The organism is Pseudomonas sp. B7, from assembly GCF_016735645.1.
In the GTDB taxonomy this organism is placed as follows: domain Bacteria; phylum Pseudomonadota; class Gammaproteobacteria; order Pseudomonadales; family Pseudomonadaceae; genus Aquipseudomonas; species Aquipseudomonas glycinae.
In genome coordinates this window covers 42,747-61,383 of the sequence record NZ_JAERRE010000011.1, presented here as the reverse complement: position 1 = coordinate 61,383, position 18,637 = coordinate 42,747, and the positions used below count along the sequence as shown (strand labels likewise).

The following is an 18,637-nucleotide window of genomic DNA, read 5'->3' as shown; positions in this document are numbered from 1 at the left end:
CGCTTAGTTGGCGGCTGCCTTGTTGGTCGCTCGCTCTTTGGCCACCAGTTGGTCAGCCAGTTTCAGCGCCTGTTCGGCACCGCCGGCAGAGCCGATGTCGAAGCGGTACTTACCGTTGACGATCATGGTTGGAACACCGGAGATTTCATACTTCTTGGCCAGTTCGCGGGCTTTCACGATCTGCCCTTTGATGGCGAACGAATCGAAGGTCGCCAGGAACTTGTCCTTGTCCACGCCTTGAGTGGCGAGGAAGTCGGCCATGTCGTTCTTGTCGGTCAGCTTCTTGTGTTCTTTCTGGATCGCGTTGAAAACGGCAGCGTGCACGTTGTGCTCGACGCCCATGGCTTCCAGGGTCAGGAACATCTGGCCGTGAGCGTCCCACGGGCCACCGAACATCGCAGGAATGCGTACGAAGTTGACGTCGGACGGCAGTTTTTCAACCCACGGATTGATCACCGGCTCGAACGCGTAGCAGTGCGGGCAGCCATACCAGAACAGCTCGACCACTTCGATCTTGCCAGGCACGGCGACCGGTACCGGGTTGCTCAGCTCGACGTAAGGGGCAGCAGGGGCTTCGGCGGCCTGGGCGGTGACGCCGAACAGGCTGGCAGCGACGAGGGCGGCGCTGATGATCAGATTACGCATGCTTTACTCCTGGACAATTTTGGTCGCCTCGCGCGACCTGTTTTCAGACAGATCCTGGCGGGCATGAGTTCTGTAGTGTAACGGCAGCGGCCACAAAAAAGGGCGGCCAAAGCCACCCTTTTTATACTTCCTGCGACGGATTAATCGAGCGTTAACGTGGCAGGCGTTGGCCATTGCACGCACCGCTCGAATCGCATGTCTTAGTGCAGACCCTGAATGTAGCTGGAGACTGCCGCGATGTCTTCGTCGCTCAGCTTGCGGGCGATGGTACGCATGGTCATCGCGTCGCCGTCGTTGTTGCGGCCGGCTTCTTCCTTGCGGAAATCGGTCAGTTGCTTGGCGATGTACTGAGCGTGTTGGCCACCCAGGTGCGGGAAGCCGGCAGCTGCGTTGCCGGCACCGTTCGGCGAGTGGCAACCAGTGCAGGCTGGCAGGCCTTTCTCGAGGTTGCCGCCACGGAACAGGGCTTCACCGCGAGCGACGATCTTCGGATCGGCGGCGCCGACGCTGCCTTTCTGGCTGGCGAAGTAGGCGGCGATATCGGCCAGGTCCTGATCGCTCAGGTTGGTCAGCAGGCCGGTCATTTCCAGAACGGTGCGCTTGCCCGACTTGATGTCGTGCAATTGCTTGGTCAGGTAGCGTTCACCCTGTCCGGCCAGCTTTGGAAAGTTTGGCGCCATGCTGTTGCCATCCGGGCCATGGCAGGCGCCGCATACGGCGGCTTTTGCCTGGCCTGCGGCTGCATCACCGGAAGCATGGGCGAAGCCTGAGATTCCCACGGTCAACAGCAGACTCACGATCAGTTTGTTCATCAGCTAATCCAACTACGGCTAAGGGTTAAGAGTTATGGACCGGGCTTACTCTCGCTCATCCAGAGGATGAGGGCCTGGTAATCCTCGGCACTGCAGTCCATGCACAAACCACGCGGCGGCATCGCCTTGAAACCCTGGGTCACGTGTTGCACCAGCGTCTCCATACCTTTCGCCAACCTCGGCGTCCAAGCTGCCTGATCGCCTCTTTTGGGCGCCATGGGTAGTTGGCCGGAATGACAGGCTCCACAAACACGGTTGTACACGGCTTCCGGATCCTGTGTAGCCTGTGCGCTGTAAAGCGGCATCAAGACTCCGGCAGCCAGCAGCCATTTCGTCATAAAACGACCTTTTCAGGGTTGAGAGCGTTCTGCGTTCTAATGCGCAATCAAGGTCTGTCGCTCTCGTGAACTTCATCCTTCGCTGGGACAAAGCACACACAAAATCTGCGGCATTATATACTGGCGTCACTGAAACGGAAGCGACACCGCGTTCCGCGCCTAATCCCGGCGCCGCCCACATCGGAAATCCCATGCAACTCAAGAATCCCATCCTCGGCCTGTGCCAACAGTCCACGTTCATGCTCAGTGCCGCCAAAGTCGATCAGTGCCCCGACGACGAAGGCTTCGAAGTGGCGTTCGCCGGTCGTTCCAACGCCGGTAAATCCAGTGCGCTGAACACTCTGACTCACGCCAGCCTGGCGCGCACCTCGAAAACCCCGGGTCGCACACAGCTGTTGAACTTCTTCAAGCTAGACGATGAACGGCGTCTGGTCGACCTCCCGGGCTACGGTTATGCAAAAGTACCAATCCCGCTGAAGCAACACTGGCAGCGTCACCTTGAGGCTTACCTCGGTGGCCGCGAGAGTTTGAAGGGGCTGATTCTGATGATGGACATCCGTCATCCAATGACCGACTTCGACCTGCTGATGCTGGACTGGGCCGTTGCCGCCGGCATGCCGATGCACATTCTGCTGACCAAGGCAGACAAGCTGACCTACGGCGCAGCCAAGAACACGCTGCTCAAGGTGCAGTCGGAAATCCGTAAGGGTTGGGGCGATCAAGTGACGATCCAGCTGTTCTCCGCACCAAAACGCATGGGCCTGGAAGAGGCTTACACTGTGTTGGCGGGCTGGATGGAGTTGGCGGATAAAGGAATTGCCTGCTGAGTAAATCGCAGGCAAAAAAAGCCCCGGACTTCATATGGGGAGGGAGAAGTTCCGGGGTTTAAGTTCCGAACCGCTAGGGCGGGGTTCAGATATCTGCCAACACTTAACACAACATAGGAGCATCGAAGGGCTTCACCAGCCATTCAGTATCTCTGAGTACCCTGGCGCAAGATTAGTTCAGATTCTTTTCAAAAAACTTTGGAATAAGCTCAAGAACAATCCGACCTAAGCCCCACTCGATGCCTTTGCCGCGACGCACTGTCGCGGCAAAATCCCGGCCCAGAGGCCTCAGTGCGCCTCGTCCCAGTTGTTGCCGACTCCCACTTCCACCAGCAACGGCACATCCAGTTTCGCGGCTTCGCTCATGTGCACGCGAATTTCTTCGCGAACCTGATCGACCAGATCCTCGCGGACCTCCAGCACCAGTTCGTCGTGCACCTGCAGGATGACTTTGGCGTCCAGCCCGGAAGCGCACAGCCAGTTATCCACTGCCACCATGGCTTTCTTGATGATGTCCGCTGCGGTGCCCTGCATCGGCGCGTTGATTGCCGTGCGTTCGGCGGCCGCGCGTTCCTGCGGCTTGTTGGAGTTGATGTCCGGCAGATACAGGCGACGACCGAAGATCGTTTCCACAAAGCCCTGGTCTGCTGCCTGGGCGCGGGTGCGATCCATGTATTCGCGAACGCCCGGATAACGCGCGAAGTAGGTGTCGATGTAGGCCTTGGCGGTCTTGGTATCGACGCCGATGTCCTTGCCCAGTTTCTGCGCGCCCATGCCGTAGATCAGACCGAAGTTGATCGCCTTGGCGCCCCGGCGCTGGTCAGACGTCACTTCATTCAGCTCGACCTTGAACACTTCGGCCGCCGTGGCGGTGTGCACGTCCAGGTTATTGCGGAAAGCATTCATCAGGCCTTCGTCGCGGGACAGGTGGGCCATGATCCGCAGTTCGATCTGCGAGTAGTCCGCTGCCAGCAGTTTGTAACCTTTCGGCGCAACGAACGCCTGACGGATGCGTCGGCCTTCGGCGGTGCGCACCGGGATGTTCTGCAGGTTCGGATCGCTCGACGACAAGCGACCGGTCGACGCAACGGCCTGATGGTACGAAGTGTGGATACGCCCGGTACGCGGGTTGATCTGCTCCGGCAGGCGATCGGTGTAGGTGCTTTTCAGCTTGCTCATGGAACGGTGTTCCATCAGCACTTTCGGCAAGCGGTGATCGTCTTCGGCCAGTTTCGCCAACACTTCTTCGGCGGTGGACGGCTGGCCCTTGGCGGTCTTCTTCAGCACCGGCAGGCCAAGTTTTTCGTAGAGGATCACGCCCAGCTGCTTCGGCGAACCGAGGTTGAATTCTTCACCGGCAATCTCGAAGGCTTCACGCTCCAGCGCGATCATTTTGTTACCCAGTTCAATGCTCTGGATGCCGAGCAGTTCAGCGTCGACGAACGCGCCCTGGCGCTCGATGCGAGCAAGCACTGGCACCAGCGGGATCTCGATATCGGTCAGTACACTCGCCAGGCTCGGGATAGCGCTGAGCTTGTCGAACAGCGTCTGGTGCAGGCGCAGGGTCACGTCGGCATCTTCGGCGGCATACGGCCCGGCCTGTTCCAGGGCGATCTGGTCGAAGGTCAGTTGCTTGGCGCCTTTGCCGGCGATGTCCTGAAAACTCACGGTGGTGTGATCCAGGTACTTCTGCGCTAGGCTGTCCATGTCGTGGCGGGTGGCGGTGGAGTTGAGCACATAGGACTCAAGCATCGTGTCGAAGGCAATTCCGCGCACGGTGATGCCTTCGTTCTGATCGCCACCGATGGCGCAGTTGGCCAGGATGTTCATGTCGAACTTGGCGTGCTGGCCGACCTTGAGCTTGTTCGGGTCTTCAAGGATCGGCTTGAGTGCGCGCAGCACAGTGTCGCGATCCAGCTGCTCCGGCACGCCGATGTAGGAGTGGGTCAGCGGGATGTAGGCCGCTTCGTTGGCCTGCACCGCGAAGGACAAGCCGACCAGCTGCGCCTGTTGCGCGTCGATGCCGGTGGTTTCGGTGTCGAAGGCGAACAGTTTGGCGTTCTTCAGCTTTTCCAGCCAAACGTCGAATCGCGCCTGATCGAGGATGGTTTCGTACGCGGCTTCAGCCGGAGCGGCGGGCGCTTCCTCTTCGGCAGGCGCGCTGAACAGATCACCGGCCGGCACAGGCTCGGCGGCCGCGCTCAGTTCCTGGCGCTTGGCATCGCGATCCAGGTCATTCAGCCAACTCTTGAATTCCAGCAGGGTGTACAACTCGTAAAGCTTGGCCGGATCTTCCGGACCCATTTGCAGGTCGTCGAGGCCGATATCCAGCGGCACGTCGACCTTGATGGTCGCCAGTTGATAAGAGAGGAAGGCCATTTCCTTGTGTTCTTCGAGCTTGGCCGGCAGGGTCTTGGCGCCACGGATCGGCAGGGTCGGCACGATGTCGAGCTGCGCATACAGCTCGGTCAGGCCGCCGTTGACGCCTACCAGCAGGCCGGAAGCGGTTTTCGGGCCGATGCCGGGAACGCCCGGGATGTTGTCGGAGGAATCGCCCATCAGGGCCAGATAATCGATGATCTGCTCTGGAGCGACGCCGAATTTCTCCTTCACGCCGTCCACATCCATCGAACTACCGGACATGGTGTTGACCAAGGTAATGTGGCCGTCGACCAGTTGCGCCATGTCCTTGTCGCCGGTGGAGATGATCACCGGGCGGTCGGCGGCCGCGCTGCTGCGGGCCAAGGTGCCGATCACGTCATCGGCCTCGACGCCTTCGACGCATAGCAGCGGGAAACCGAGGGCGATCACGCTCTGGTGCAGCGGCTCGATCTGCACGCGCATGTCGTCCGGCATGCTTGGGCGGTTGGCCTTGTATTCGGCGTACATCTCATCGCGAAATGTCCCACCCTTGGCGTCGAACACTACCGCGAACGGGCTGTCCGGATACTGCTTGCGCAGGCTCTTGAGCATGTTCAGCACGCCTTTGACCGCACCGGTCGGCAGGCCTTTGGAGGTGGTCAGCGGTGGCAGCGCGTGAAAGGCGCGGTACAGGTAAGACGAACCGTCCACCAGGACGAGGGGGGCTTGGCTCATGAGCAGAATCAACCTTTTCGGCGGGCCCGGCGCTAGAATAGCGGGACCGTTGACGACAAAGGGACAAGGTTATCATGCGTACGTTAAATCGCTTGCTGCTGGTCAGTCTGATTGCTGTCTCACCGCTGGCCGCGATCGCGGCGGATGATGCGCCATCGTCGGAGCCGGAAGTTACCATTAGCACGCACACCGAAGGCGACAAGGTCATTCAGGAATACAGCCGGAGTGGGTTCGTGTATGCGATCAAGGTCACACCGAAGGGCGGTAAACCCTATTTCCTGGTGCGCGCCGATGGTACGGACGCGAACTACATCCGGTCCGACCAGCCGGATATGCTGATTCCGTCGTGGGAAATCTTTACCTGGAAGTAAGTTTCCTGACTTTTAATCGGCGCCGTCTGATAACGGCGCCAGAACTGAGCAGTTTTTAACCATGTCTGTGTTCACCCCCCTGGCTCGGCCCGAGCTGGAAACCTTTCTCGCCCCGTACGGGCTCGGCCGTCTGCTCGATTTCCAGGGGATCGCCGCCGGCAGCGAAAACACCAACTTCTTCATCAGCATGGAAAAGGGCGAGTTCGTCCTGACCCTGGTCGAGCGCGGCCCGGTGCAGGAAATGCCTTTCTTCATCGACCTGCTCGACGTCCTGCACGAAGCCGATCTGCCGGTGCCTTACGCACTGCGCACCACCGACGGCGTGGCCCTGCGCGAGCTGAAGGGCAAACCGGCATTGCTGCAACCGCGCCTGGCTGGCAAGCACATCAAGCAGGCCAACGCCCAGCATTGCGCGCAGGTCGGTGACTTGCAGGCGCATCTGCACCTGGCGACCCAGGGCGACAACATGATCAAGCGCAAGACCGATCGTGGCCTGGACTGGATGCTGGAAGAGGGTACGCAGTTTCTTTCGCACCTGAGCGATGAGCCGCGCGCACTGCTGCAGAAGGCGCTGGACGAAATCACCCAACAGAGAGAGAAAATTCTCGCGCTGCCACGGGCGAACATCCACGCCGACCTGTTCCGCGACAACGCGATGTTCGAAGGCACACACCTGACCGGGTTGATCGACTTCTACAACGCCTGCTCCGGGCCGATGCTCTATGACGTGGCGATTGCTCTGAACGACTGGTGTTCGGACGATAACGGCCTGATCGACGGCCCGCGTGCGCGTGCGTTCCTTGGCGCCTACGCGGCACTGCGTCCATTCACGGCGGCCGAAGCCGAGCTGTGGCCGACCATGCTGCGAGTGGCGTGCGTTCGGTTCTGGCTGTCGCGCCTGATTGCGGCGGAATCGTTCGCCGGGCAGGACGTGCTGATTCACGATCCGAAAGAGTTCGAGCAGCGGCTGGCGCAGCGTCAGACGGTCAGTACGCCGCTACCTTTCGCCCTGTAAAAGAAAAAACCGCAGCCTGTGCAGGCTGCGGTTTTTTTGTATCAGAGCGATTCGAGACAACCCGCCAGATCATTCCCGAGCTTCTCCAGCACTTGCTCATAACCCTGAGCCGTGGCTGGCGTGTACCCGCCCAAAGCATCCAGCTCCGCCAGCTTCACCGGCAGGCCCGCCACCAGGGTCTCGGCCAGTCGTGGACGCAGCGGCGGCTCACTGAACACGCAGGTCTTGCCGACCTCCTGCAAACGCGTGCGCATCGCCGCTACATGCTGGGCACCGGGTTGCACTTCTGCTGCAACGCTGAACACGCCGGTGTGTTTCAAGCCGTAGGCGTCTTCGAAGTAATCGAAGGCTTCGTGGAAGACGAAGTAGGGTTTGCCTTCAACACTGGCCAGACGTTTCTTCAAACGCTGATCCAGTGCATCCAGACGCTCGTCGAACGCTTTGGCGTTACTCTGATAACGCTCGGCGTTGGCCGGGTCAGCAGCGCTCAAGTCGGCGGCCATTTTGTCGGCAATAACCCGCGCGTTCACCGGCGATAGCCACAAATGCGCATCGAGACTGCCCGGGCGATGGTCGTGATCGTGTTCGTCGGCTTCTTCGGCATGGGAATGACTGTCTGCTGCGAAGCGGCGCAGTTTCATGCCCGGCAGATCCTGCACGGCAACGCTCGGCAGCGTACGACCGTTCAGCACGCGAGGCAGGAAACCTTCCATGTCCGGGCCGATCCAGTACAGCAGGTCAACAGATTGCACCTTGCGCACGTCGGACGGGCGCAACGCGTAGTTATGAGGCGAAGCCCCCGGCGGCAGCAGCACTTCCGGAATCGCCACGCCGTCCTGCACCGCAGCGGCAATCAGTTGCAGGGGCTTGATGCTGGTGAGGACTCTGACCTCGGCCTGAGCCGGGCCGATCAGCAGAAAACCGGTGATGAATACGACAAAAACAGAAAAAAGTCGGGACACGATGACCACTCAATGAGGCGAGAACGGGTAACATAATAACGTCTCTAACCAAACTCGTCGCCGCTCATGCCTATTACACCGATTGCCAGCCGTCCCCACGACCACTCGCACTGCGTTCACAGCGCGCTGTCCGAGGCCGATGCCCTGTGTGCACAGAAAGGCTTGCGCCTGACCGCGTTGCGCCGGCGCGTGCTGGAACTGGTCTGGCAGAGCCACAAGCCGCTGGGTGCCTACGACATTCTGGCGGTGCTCAGCGAGCAGGACGGCCGCCGCGCCGCGCCGCCAACCGTGTACCGGGCGCTGGATTTCCTGCTGGAAAACGGCCTGGTGCACCGCATCTCCTCGCTCAACGCCTTCGTTGGCTGCGTGCACCCAAAACATTCGCATCAGGGCCAGTTCCTGATCTGCCGTGAATGCCATGCCGCCATCGAACTTGAGCAAAAAACCATCAGCGACGCGATTGTCCACAGCGCCAAGGATGTCGGCTTCATCGTCGAGGCCCAGACCGTCGAAGTGGTCGGCCTCTGCTCCGGTTGCCGGGGGGCTTGATGAGCGATGCGCTGATCCGTCTGGAGCAGGTGGCGGTCCGGTTTGCCGGGCAGAACGTGCTGGACAACATTCACCTGAGCGTCGAACCGGGGCAGATCGTCACCCTGATCGGCCCCAACGGCGCCGGCAAGACCACGCTGGTGCGCGCCGTGCTCGGTCTGTTGAAACCCGACAGCGGCAGCGTATGGCGCAAGCCGAAACTGCGTGTCGGCTACATGCCGCAAAAACTTCATGTCGATCCGACCTTGCCACTGTCGGTGCTGCGCTTCCTGCGGCTGGTGCCGGGTGTCGATCGCCCGCGTGCGCTGGCGGCGCTCAAGGAAGTCGGCGCCGAGCACGTTATCGACAGCCCGGTGCAAAGCGTTTCCGGCGGTGAAATGCAGCGCGTGCTGCTGGCCCGTGCCTTGTTGCGCGAGCCGGAACTGCTGGTGCTCGATGAGCCGGTGCAGGGCGTCGATGTCGCCGGGCAAGCCGAGCTGTACAGCCTGATCACCCGGCTGCGCGATCGGCATGGCTGCGGCGTGTTGATGGTGTCCCACGATCTGCATCTGGTGATGAGCACCACCGATCAGGTGGTATGCCTCAACCGTCACGTCTGCTGCTCCGGGCATCCCGAGCAGGTCAGTGGCGATCCGGCGTTCGTCGAGCTGTTCGGCAACAACGCGCCGAGCCTGGCGATCTATCACCACCATCATGACCATGCCCACGACCTGCACGGTTCGGTGGTCAAAGGGCCTGTGACAGGCCAACCTCACGTTCACGGAGATAGCTGCAAGCATGGCTGATTTTCTGTTCTACGCCCTGCTTGCAGGTCTGGCGCTGGCGTTGGTCGCGGGGCCGCTCGGCTCGTTCGTGGTCTGGCGGCGCATGGCCTATTTCGGCGATACGCTGTCCCACGCCGCACTGCTTGGCGTGGCCCTGGGCTTTTTGCTGGATGTCAGCCCGACCGTGGCGGTGACCGTGGGCTGCCTGCTGCTGGCGGTGTTGCTGGTGACCTTGCAGCAGCGTCAGCCACTGGCGTCCGACACGCTTCTGGGAATTCTCGCACCGAGCACGCTCTCTCTCGGGCTGGTGGTACTAAGCTTCATGCATGAAGTGCGGATCGACCTGATGGCCTATCTGTTCGGCGACCTGCTGGCGATCAGCCCGACCGATCTGGCGTGGATCCTCGGTGGCAGCGCAGCCGTGCTGGTGTTGCTGGTGACGCTATGGCGCCCATTGCTGGCGATCACCGTGCACGAAGAGCTGGCCAGGGTCGAAGGCCTGCCGGTGGCCGGTTTGCGCATGGCGTTGATGCTGTTGATCGCGGTGGTGATCGCAGTGGCGATGAAAATCGTCGGTGTGTTGCTGATTACTTCGCTATTGATCATTCCGGCGGCTGCGGCACAGCGTCACGCCCGTTCTCCGGAGCAGATGGCACTGGGTGCGAGCGTGCTGGGCATGCTCGCCGTGTGTGGCGGGCTGGCGCTGTCCTGGTTCAAGGACACCCCGGCCGGCCCGTCAATCGTTGTGACGGCGGCCGCACTGTTTCTGCTGAGTTTTGTTCTGCCCCGTCGAGGGGTGTAGACTTGCTCGTTTTTTGCGCAAATAGAGAGTCGCAGGAATGAAGCCGTTCGCCTCCCGTTATCTGCTCCTTGTGGCCTTTTCAGTGCTGCTGGGCGCCTGCCAAAGCACGCCGCCGGTGGCCGAAGTCCCCGATGCGCGGGCCACGGCCATCGCACAGCTGGAGCAAAGCCTGGCCAGCAGCGAACTGGCCACTGCCGAAGACCAATTGGCAGCCTTGCAGGCCGAGACACCCAACGATCAATCCCTTGAGCAATACCAGCGCCAGTTGGCCGAAGCCTATCTGCGCCGCAGCCAGATCGTCCTGCAAAAGGGCGATGTGAATGCGGCCGCGACCGCGTTGGCCCGTGCCCGTGTGCTGATGCCCAAGGCCCCGGCACTGACCGGTGGCGTCAACGGCGCGATCACCGAAGCGCGCAAGGCTGAGCTGGAAAAAGCCGAAGCGGCGCTGCAAGCCGCTGAAGCCAAGCCGAAAGCCAAGGTGATTGATCCGACCGCCGAGAGCACCACGGTCGCGCTGAACATCACCGATAGCCGCAAACTTCGCCGCCAACTGGATGCGATCGCCGCCGATGTGGTGAATTACAACTGTGCGGTGAGCATTCAGGCCCCACGCACCAATGATTACCCGTGGCTGGCGACGTTGATCACCAAGCGTGTGAAGAAGCTCGATCCGGATTTCGATCTGAAGATCGAGAAACAGATTCTGCGTACGGTCCCGGCGCAGATGGTTCTGAGTCCGCGCAAACCTTAAAAGCTTCGGCGGAAAGCCGCCCGGAGCAAGCCCGCTCCCACAGGTACAGCGTGAATCCTGTGGAAGCGGGCTTGCTCGCGAAAGCGTCTTTTCAGCCAACGAAGAGCTTAAGCGGGAATGGCCTTGGCTTTAGCCTCCCGATCCCATACCCGATGCTGCCCGATCGCAGCAAAGAATGGTTTGGTCAGCGCGCCAACATCCTTGCCCTCCAGTAACCCGGCATCCGCCTCCAGCTTCAGCACATCCAGCAACTGCTTGGCCTCACCCTGCAGCGCAATCGCCTTCAGGTGTTTGTACGCCTCCAGCAGGTAATGCAACGCTACGCCATCCCCGCTCAACGCCTTGACCGACGCCGCGCCACCCGGCACGAACACCGCGTCGAACGCCACAGAAGGCAAACCTTCCATCGACGCATCCACCGCCAGGCTTTTGCCATCGGCGGTCTTCACCGGCGCCGAGGTCGGGCCGAGCAGTTTGGCGTGCGCACCCTCTGCCGTCAGCGCCTTCTTCATCGCATCGATCGCTGCACCATCGACGCCGTTGGCCGCAAGAATCGCGACTTTCCGCGTCTTGATGTTTTCCGGCAACAAGTTGGCCTGACTCAGCGATGGCGAGTGATCCAGTGATGTTTTCGGCACATCGACCGTGCCTTTGGACGGTGCCGGCAAGCCAAGGTTCTGCGCCACGCGTTTGGCCAGTTCCAGATCGATGTTGGCCAGGATCTCGTTCACTTCCCGCGCCCGAATGTGCTCGCGCTCAACCTTGCCCAGTTCGAAGCTGTAAGCCGAAATGATGTGTTCCTGCTCGTGCTTGCTCATGCTCTTGAAGAACAACCGCGCCTGGGAGAAGTGATCGCTGAACGACTCGCTGCGCTGGCGGATCTTGTTGGCATCGATGCGTTCCGGATAGCTTTCGAACCCGCCGTCCTGCGCAGCCGGCGGGGTTTCTTTCGGCCAGCCGCCATCGATGGAATTGGGTTCATACGAGGCGCGCCCCTTGTCGATCACCGTGCGGTGCTGAGCATCGCGCTGGCCGTTGTGGAACGGTGCCACTGGGCGATTGATCGGCAACTCATGAAAGTTCGGCCCGCCAAGTCGGCTGATCTGCGTGTCGGTGTAGGAAAACAGCCGGCCTTGCAGCAGTGGGTCATTGGAGAAGTCGATGCCCGGCACGATATGGCCGGGGCAAAACGCAACCTGCTCGGTTTCGGCGAAGAAGTTGTCCGGGTTGCGGTTGAGGGTCATCTTGCCCAATGGCGTGATAGGAACAATTTCCTCGGGAATCAGCTTGGTCGGGTCGAGAATGTCGAAATCGAAGTCGTGTTCGTTTTCCTCTTCGATGACCTGAACGCCGAGTTCCCATTCCGGGTAGTCGCCCATTTCGATGGCTTCCCAGAGATCGCGCCGATGGTAGTCGGTGTCTTTACCCGCGAGCTTCTGCGCTTCGTCCCAGACCAGCGAACAGGTGCCGGCGGTAGGGCGCCAGTGGAATTTGACGAAGCGCGATTTGCCCTCGGCGTTGATCAGCCGGAAGGTGTGTACACCGAAGCCCTGCATGCTGCGCAGGCTTTTCGGGATCGCCCGGTCGGACATGGCCCAGATAACCATGTGCGCCGATTCTGGCACCAGCGACACGAAGTCCCAGAAGGTGTCGTGTGCCGAGCCGCCGGTGGGGATCTCGTTATGCGGCTCGGGTTTTACGGCGTGGACGAAGTCGGGAAACTTGATCGCGTCCTGGATGAAAAATACCGGCATGTTGTTGCCGACCAGATCGAAGTTGCCTTCGTCGGTGAAGAACTTCACGGCAAAACCACGCACGTCACGCACCGTGTCGCCGGAACCGCGTGGCCCCTGTACCGTGGAAAAACGCACGAACACCGGGGTTTTCTTCCCCGGATCCTGCAGGAAACCGGCCTTGGTCAGCGTCGAATGGTTCTCGTAGCTCTGAAAGAAACCATGGGCGCCGGTGCCGCGGGCGTGGACGATGCGCTCGGGAATCCGTTCATGGTCAAAGTGCGTGATCTTTTCACGCATGATGAAGTCTTCCAAAAGCGACGGCCCGCGAGCTCCGGCCTTGAGGGTGTTCTGATTATCAGCAATTTTCACGCCCTGGTTGGTGCGCAGTGCCTGGCCCGTGGCATCGGAGCGAAACTTCTCCAGGCTGTCGAGTTTGGCATTGGTGTTGGCGCGATCCGGGGTATCGGTGCCGGCCAGTTGGCTTTTGTCATTGGCAGGTTTCTTGGTACTCATCAGTCATGAACTCCTGTTTGTCCCGGGATTGCTCCGGAACGCTTGAGTGTTTCCCAGGCACGGCACCCAGGGATTTCAAGTCGCTTAATTAGTGACTGACGAGGGTTTCGAGCGTTCCTTTTTTATGACCTTTGATCCTGTTATTGCCAAATCGAAGGTTATTTGCGAAATAAATGCTAAGAACCTCTATACGGACAGGCTAAAATGCGCGCCCGGCTAACCGCTGATCCTTTTCCAACGCGCCCCACAAGGTTCGCTACGTGATCGAGTTTCAAAACGTCCATAAGACTTACCGCGTCGCCGGTAAGGACATCACCGCGCTGCACCCGACCAGCTTCTCCATCGAGAACGGTCAGGTGTTCGGCCTGATTGGCCACTCCGGCGCGGGAAAAAGTACCCTGCTGCGTCTGATCAATCGCCTGGAGCAATCCAGTGGCGGCAAGATCATCGTCGACGGCGAAGAAGTCACCGCGCTGGACGCCAACGGCCTGCGCCGTTTCCGTCAGCAGGTCGGGATGATCTTCCAGCACTTCAACCTGCTGGCATCCAAGACCGTGGCCGACAACGTCGCGCTGCCACTGACCCTGGCCGGTGAACTGTCCCGCGCCGAGATTGACCAGCGTGTGGCCGAGTTGCTGGCGCGGGTCGGTCTGTCCGATCACGCCAAAAAGTACCCGGCGCAGTTGTCCGGCGGTCAGAAGCAGCGTGTCGGCATCGCCCGCGCTCTGGCGACCAAGCCGAAGATCCTGCTGTGCGACGAAGCCACCAGCGCCCTCGACCCGCAGACCACGGCGTCGGTCCTGCAATTGCTGGCCGAGATCAACCGCGAGCTGAAACTGACCATCGTCCTGATCACCCACGAGATGGATGTGATCCGCCGCGTGTGCGATCAGGTCGGCGTGATGGATGCCGGCGTGATCGTCGAGCAAGGTTCGGTGGCCGATGTGTTCCTGCATCCGAAACACCCGACCACCAAGCGTTTCGTCCAGGAAAGCGAGCAGATTGATGAAAGTGAGCAGCGCGATGACTTCGCTCACGTGCCGGGTCGCATCGTGCGTCTGACTTTTCAGGGCGAAGCGACCTACGCGCCGTTGCTCGGTACTGTCGCCCGGGAAACCGGTGTGGACTACAGCATCCTGGCCGGTCGTATCGACCGCATCAAAGACATTCCTTACGGGCAATTGACCCTCGCCGTCACCGGTGGCGACATGGAAGCGGCGTTCGCCCGCTTCACCGCCGCTGACGTTCATATGGAGGTGTTGCGCTAATGGAAGACCTGATGAGTTTCTTCACCAATATCGACTGGTACGAAATCTGGCTCGCCACCGGCGACACCCTGATGATGCTCGGCGGTTCGCTGCTGTTCACCGTGCTGCTCGGCCTGCCGCTGGGCGTGCTGCTGTTCCTGTGCAGCCCGCGTCAGTTGCTCGAAGCCAAAGGCGTGTACGCGCTGCTGTCGCTGGTGGTGAACATCCTGCGTTCGCTGCCGTTCATCATTCTGTTGATCGTGATGATCCCTTTCACCGTGCTGATCACCGGCACCTCGCTCGGCGTGGCCGGTGCGATTCCGCCGCTGGTAGTGGGCGCGACGCCGTTCTTCGCGCGGCTGGTGGAAACCGCCCTGCGTGAAGTTGATCGCGGCATCATCGAGGCAACCCAGTCGATGGGCGCGACCACTCGCCAGATCATCATGAACGCCCTGCTGCCGGAGGCCCGTCCGGGCATCTTCGCAGCAATTACGGTGACGGCGATTACACTGGTTTCCTACACGGCGATGGCCGGTGTGGTCGGTGCCGGTGGCCTGGGTGACCTGGCGATCCGTTTCGGCTACCAGCGGTTCCAGACTGACGTGATGATCGTGACCGTGGTATTGCTGCTGATTCTGGTGCAAGTGCTGCAAATGGTCGGCGACCGACTGGTCGTGCACTTCTCGCGCAAATAACCGGTTTTGTAATGACATGAGCCGGCCATTCGCTGGCAGGCGCCAGACGGGCGCCGAAAAAGGAGTTAGCTGAATGAAAAAACTGATCGTTGCCCTGGCTGCCGTTGCAGCGTTCTCGGCCCATGCCGACGAAACCCTGACCGTTGCTGCCACTCCGGTACCGCACGCGGAAATCCTCGAATTCGTGAAGCCTGCTCTGGCGAAAGAAGGCGTGGATCTGAAGGTCAAGGTCTTCACCGACTACGTTCAGCCGAACGTCCAGGTGGCCGAGAAGCGTCTGGACGCCAACTTCTTCCAGCACCAGCCGTACCTCGATGAATTCAACAAGGCCAAGGGCACCAGCCTGGTTTCCGTGACTGGCGTGCACCTGGAGCCGCTGGGCGCCTACTCCAGCAAGTTTAAGAAAATCGAAGAGCTGCCAAGCGGCGCCAACGTGGTGATCCCGAACGACGCCACCAACGGCGGCCGTGCGCTGTTGCTGCTGGCCAAGGCCGGCGTGATCACCCTGAAGGATCCGACCAACATTCTGTCGACCGTCAAGGACATCGCCCAGAACCCGAAAGACCTGAAGATCCGTGAACTGGAAGCCGCGACCATCCCTCGCGTGCTGACCCAGGTCGACCTGGCGCTGATCAACACCAACTACGCGCTGGAAGCCAAGCTCGATCCGTCCAAGGATGCGCTGGTCATCGAAGGCAGCGACTCGCCTTACGTGAACATCCTGGTGTCCCGCGCGGACAACAAGGACAGCGACGCGATGAAGAAACTGGCTGCCGCCCTGCACAGCCCGGAAGTGAAGAAATTCATTACCGAGAAGTACAAAGGCGCGGTGTTGCCGGCGTTCTAATCTGATCAAAACGAAAAAGGGGACGCCAGTGGCGTCCCCTTTTTTGTGCGTTCAGTTTTTACTTGCGGTTCAACATCACCGGCAACTGCGCCACCAGCTTGGCATTATTTAACGGCGCCCGAATAAACCCGCGCTGCGTCCCATCAGGCCCGATCACCGCCAGGTTCCCGCTGTGATCCACCGTGTAATTCGGCTTGCTGGTGTCCGCCGGAATGAACGGAATGCTCACTGCGTTCGCCACCTTCTGCAGCTCGTCGATCGACTTCGGCGTCAGGCCGATGAACTGTGGATCGAAGTAGCCCAGGTACTGCTTCAACTGCGCAGGGTTGTCGCGGTTCGGATCGACGCTGACCAGTACGATCTGCAATTTATCCACAGCATCCTTCGGCAGTTCGCTCTTGATCTGGCGCAGCTGGGCGAGGGTGGTCGGGCAGATGTCCGGGCAGAAGGTGTAGCCGAAGAACAGCAGGCTCCACTTGCCCTTGAGCTCGTTGACCGTGACCGGTTGGCCGTCCTGATTGGTCATCGTCACGTCCGGCAGGTTGCGGCTCTGCGGCAGCAGGATGATGCCGGCGTCGATCAGTGCGGTCGGGTCGCCCTGGCCCTTGCCGCTCAGCACTTTGTTGACGGTCAGGCCGAGGATCAGCGCGATCACGGCGACGAGGATGAAGACGGTTTTCTGGGTTCGAGTCATAGGTTCAACAGTAAGTAGTGGTCTACGAGCAGGGCGATGAACAGCAGAAACAAGTACCAGATAGAGTACTTGAAGGTGTTGATCGCCGCGTGCGGCCGAGTGCCACGGTACAGCACCACGGCCCATTGCAGAAACCTGGCTCCCAGACCGAGCGCGCAGATCAGGTACAGCAGGCCGCTCATGTGGATCACGTACGGCAACAGGCTGACCGCCAGCAGGGCGAAGGTGTACAGCAGAATGTGCACCTTGGTGTAGTGCTCGCCATGGGTGACTGGCAGCATCGGAATGTCGGCCTTCGCGTATTCCTCCTTGCGGTGGATGGCCAGCGCCCAGAAGTGCGGCGGGGTCCAGGCGAAGATGATCAGCACCAGCAGCAACGGTTCGGCGCTGACGTGGCCGGTCGCGGCGGTCCAGCCGAGCAGCGGCGGCGCGGCGCCGGCAAGGCCACCGATGACGATGTTCTGCGGCGTCGCGCGTTTGAGGAAACCGGTGTAGATCACCGCGTAGCCGAGCAGCGAGGCCAGGGTCAGCCACGCAGTCAGCGGATTGGTGAAGGTCAGCAGCAGGGCCTGGCCGAGCAGTGCCAGCACCAGCGCAAAGGTCAGTGCGCCTGTGGGCGAAACCCGGCCCTCGGCCAGCGGCCGTTTGTGGGTGCGGGCCATGACCGCATCGATGCGCCGGTCCACCACATGATTGACCGCCGCCGCGCCACCGGCACACAGCGCGATCCCCAGGTTGCCGAACACCAGCACCGTCCACGGCACCCCGGCGCGGGTCGCGAGGAACATGCCGACCAGCGAGGTGATCAGCATCAGCACCACGACTTTCGGTTTGGTCAGCTCCAGGTAATCACGCCACAGCGCCTGCGCCGGACGTTCGCCGATCAGAATCGCCATGGCGTCTCTCCTTTAATAGTGATGGGCGCCGCCGAGTGTTTGCGCGGCCTCAGGCGCCAGCGCGCGATCATCGGCTGCCTGACCCGAACCAGGCTGGTCCGCGCGTGGTAGTTGACCAGCACCATCGTCAGCAGCAGCGCGGCACCGCCGGCGTTATGCGCCACGGCCACCGGCAGCGGCAGATGGAACAGCACGTTGCTGATGCCGAGGGTGATCTGCGCGCCGAGGGCGATCAGCACCAGCCCGGCCAGTCGCGTCATGCCCACCACTTTCAGTTGCCAGGCCAGACCGAGCAGGACGACCGTCACCAGCAACGCGCCGATGCGGTGGGTCAGGTGAATTGCCGTGCGCGCATCGCTGTCGAGTTGCCCGCCCAGGTAATTGGGGCCGATGTGTTGAGTCAGGTGAAAGCCGTTGGCGAAATCTGCCGGGGGCAGCCATTGGCCGTGGCAGGTCGGGAAGTCGATGCAGGCCACCGCCGCGTAGTTGGAACTGACCCAGCCGCCGAGAGCAATCTGGCCGATCACCAACAGCAATCCGGCAGTCGCCCAATATTGCAGACGCTTGGGCACGGTCAGTGCCGGCAGTACGCCGGACAGTCGCAACGTCAGCAGAAACAGCAGGCTCAACGTCGCGAAGCCACCGAGCAAATGCCCGGTCACCACTTGCGGCCAGAGCTTGAGCGTCACCGTCCACATGCCGAACGCCGCCTGGGCGAACACCACCGCCAGCAGAAACAGTGGCAGTTTCAGCGGTTGCCCGGGATGACGACGATTAACCCACGCGCGCCCGGCCAGTACCGAAATCAGCATGCCGAGAGTGCCGGCGAAGTAGCGGTGGATCATCTCGTTCCAGCCCTTGTGTGCTTCTACCGGCGCGTCCGGGAAATGCAGTTCGGCATGGGCCAGTTGGGCTTCGCTTTTCGGCACGCTGATGAAGCCGTAGCAGCCCGGCCAGTCCGGACAGCCGAGGCCGGCGTGGGTCAGGCGGGTGTAGGCGCCGAGCAGCACCACGATCAGTGCCAGCAGGGTGGCAAACAGCGCGAGGCGAAATCCAGGTTTGGCCATGACGATGCCC

General features: G+C 60.9%; 19 protein-coding genes. 10 read left to right on the top strand and 9 right to left on the bottom strand.

Going from position 1 to position 18,637, the window contains the following annotated elements; all coding sequences use genetic code 11:
• Positions 1–3: 3 nt before the first annotated feature.
• From JKA62_RS23255 to JKA62_RS23245, 3 genes are all read right to left on the bottom strand, one after another.
• Positions 4–645, bottom strand: a complete 642-nt coding sequence (locus JKA62_RS23255) for a thiol:disulfide interchange protein DsbA/DsbL (protein ID WP_007954043.1) — start codon at positions 643–645, stop codon at positions 4–6.
• Positions 646–845: 200 nt separating this feature from the next.
• Positions 846–1,457 (bottom strand): c-type cytochrome, encoded by a 612-nt coding sequence (locus JKA62_RS23250; RefSeq protein ID WP_011331776.1) that lies wholly within the window; start codon positions 1,455–1,457, stop codon positions 846–848.
• A gap of 32 nt (positions 1,458–1,489) precedes the next feature.
• A complete protein-coding gene (locus JKA62_RS23245; RefSeq protein ID WP_041475093.1) occupies positions 1,490–1,795 on the bottom strand; it encodes a c-type cytochrome in 306 nt (101 codons plus the stop codon).
• A 191-nt stretch (positions 1,796–1,986) separates the two neighbouring features.
• Here JKA62_RS23245 and yihA point away from each other — a divergent pair, with 191 nt between their 5' ends.
• On the top strand, positions 1,987–2,622 hold the full coding sequence (gene yihA, locus JKA62_RS23240; protein ID WP_201819637.1) for a ribosome biogenesis GTP-binding protein YihA/YsxC: 636 nt from the start codon (positions 1,987–1,989) through the stop codon (positions 2,620–2,622).
• 288 nt (positions 2,623–2,910) lie between these two features.
• Here the strand turns inward: yihA and polA are convergent, their stop codons facing one another.
• On the bottom strand, positions 2,911–5,718 hold the full coding sequence (polA, locus tag JKA62_RS23235) for a DNA polymerase I (RefSeq protein WP_011331779.1): 2,808 nt from the start codon (positions 5,716–5,718) through the stop codon (positions 2,911–2,913).
• A gap of 74 nt (positions 5,719–5,792) precedes the next feature.
• Here polA and JKA62_RS23230 point away from each other — a divergent pair, with 74 nt between their 5' ends.
• On the top strand, positions 5,793–6,089 hold the full coding sequence (locus JKA62_RS23230; protein ID WP_011331780.1) for a DUF2782 domain-containing protein: 297 nt from the start codon (positions 5,793–5,795) through the stop codon (positions 6,087–6,089).
• 61 nt (positions 6,090–6,150) lie between these two features.
• Positions 6,151–7,104: a homoserine kinase gene (locus JKA62_RS23225; protein WP_011331781.1), complete on the top strand. Its 954-nt coding sequence runs from the start codon at positions 6,151–6,153 to the stop codon at positions 7,102–7,104.
• A 41-nt stretch (positions 7,105–7,145) separates the two neighbouring features.
• On the opposite strand, the gene JKA62_RS23220 is transcribed toward JKA62_RS23225, so the two are convergent.
• Complete coding sequence (locus tag JKA62_RS23220) at positions 7,146–8,075, bottom strand: zinc ABC transporter substrate-binding protein (RefSeq protein WP_201819634.1); 930 nt, start codon at positions 8,073–8,075, stop codon at positions 7,146–7,148.
• 57 nt (positions 8,076–8,132) lie between these two features.
• On the opposite strand from JKA62_RS23220, the gene zur reads away from it, so the two are divergent.
• From zur to JKA62_RS23200, 4 genes are read left to right on the top strand one after another with little or no spacing between them, the layout of a single operon-like run.
• Positions 8,133–8,615 carry a zinc uptake transcriptional repressor Zur gene (zur, locus tag JKA62_RS23215; protein WP_011331783.1) on the top strand — a complete coding sequence of 161 codons (483 nt, stop codon included), beginning with the start codon at positions 8,133–8,135 and terminating at the stop codon, positions 8,613–8,615.
• Positions 8,615–9,400 (top strand): zinc ABC transporter ATP-binding protein ZnuC, encoded by a 786-nt coding sequence (gene znuC, locus JKA62_RS23210; RefSeq protein ID WP_064379570.1) that lies wholly within the window; start codon positions 8,615–8,617, stop codon positions 9,398–9,400. Before zur ends, znuC begins: the two co-directional genes overlap by 1 nt.
• Entirely contained in the window at positions 9,393–10,181 is a 789-nt protein-coding gene (znuB, locus tag JKA62_RS23205; RefSeq protein ID WP_197869007.1) for a zinc ABC transporter permease subunit ZnuB, read from the top strand. The genes znuC and znuB overlap by 8 nt, the downstream gene beginning before the upstream one ends.
• A gap of 37 nt (positions 10,182–10,218) precedes the next feature.
• On the top strand, positions 10,219–10,932 hold the full coding sequence (locus tag JKA62_RS23200; RefSeq protein ID WP_179693131.1) for a PA5502 family lipoprotein: 714 nt from the start codon (positions 10,219–10,221) through the stop codon (positions 10,930–10,932).
• Positions 10,933–11,039: 107 nt separating this feature from the next.
• Here the strand turns inward: JKA62_RS23200 and katE are convergent, their stop codons facing one another.
• Positions 11,040–13,181, bottom strand: a complete 2,142-nt coding sequence (gene katE, locus JKA62_RS23195; protein WP_201819631.1) for a catalase HPII — start codon at positions 13,179–13,181, stop codon at positions 11,040–11,042.
• Positions 13,182–13,441: 260 nt separating this feature from the next.
• Here katE and JKA62_RS23190 point away from each other — a divergent pair, with 260 nt between their 5' ends.
• The 3 genes from JKA62_RS23190 (at position 13,442) to JKA62_RS23180 (ending at position 15,970) form a co-directional block, all read left to right on the top strand.
• Positions 13,442–14,449 (top strand): methionine ABC transporter ATP-binding protein, encoded by a 1,008-nt coding sequence (locus JKA62_RS23190; protein ID WP_007953999.1) that lies wholly within the window; start codon positions 13,442–13,444, stop codon positions 14,447–14,449.
• Positions 14,449–15,123 carry a methionine ABC transporter permease gene (locus tag JKA62_RS23185; RefSeq protein ID WP_011331789.1) on the top strand — a complete coding sequence of 225 codons (675 nt, stop codon included), beginning with the start codon at positions 14,449–14,451 and terminating at the stop codon, positions 15,121–15,123. Before JKA62_RS23190 ends, JKA62_RS23185 begins: the two co-directional genes overlap by 1 nt.
• A 73-nt stretch (positions 15,124–15,196) precedes the next feature.
• Positions 15,197–15,970 carry a MetQ/NlpA family ABC transporter substrate-binding protein gene (locus tag JKA62_RS23180; protein WP_085647188.1) on the top strand — a complete coding sequence of 258 codons (774 nt, stop codon included), beginning with the start codon at positions 15,197–15,199 and terminating at the stop codon, positions 15,968–15,970.
• A 58-nt stretch (positions 15,971–16,028) separates the two neighbouring features.
• Here the strand turns inward: JKA62_RS23180 and JKA62_RS23175 are convergent, their stop codons facing one another.
• The 3 genes from JKA62_RS23175 to JKA62_RS23165 are packed head-to-tail and all read right to left on the bottom strand — an operon-like array spanning position 16,029 to position 18,627.
• A complete protein-coding gene (locus JKA62_RS23175) occupies positions 16,029–16,664 on the bottom strand; it encodes an SCO family protein (RefSeq protein ID WP_007953994.1) in 636 nt (211 codons plus the stop codon).
• Complete coding sequence (gene cyoE, locus JKA62_RS23170; protein WP_007953992.1) at positions 16,661–17,560, bottom strand: heme o synthase; 900 nt, start codon at positions 17,558–17,560, stop codon at positions 16,661–16,663. Before cyoE ends, JKA62_RS23175 begins: the two co-directional genes overlap by 4 nt.
• Entirely contained in the window at positions 17,548–18,627 is a 1,080-nt protein-coding gene (locus tag JKA62_RS23165) for a COX15/CtaA family protein (RefSeq protein ID WP_201819628.1), read from the bottom strand. The genes cyoE and JKA62_RS23165 overlap by 13 nt, the downstream gene beginning before the upstream one ends.
• Positions 18,628–18,637 lie beyond the last annotated feature (10 nt).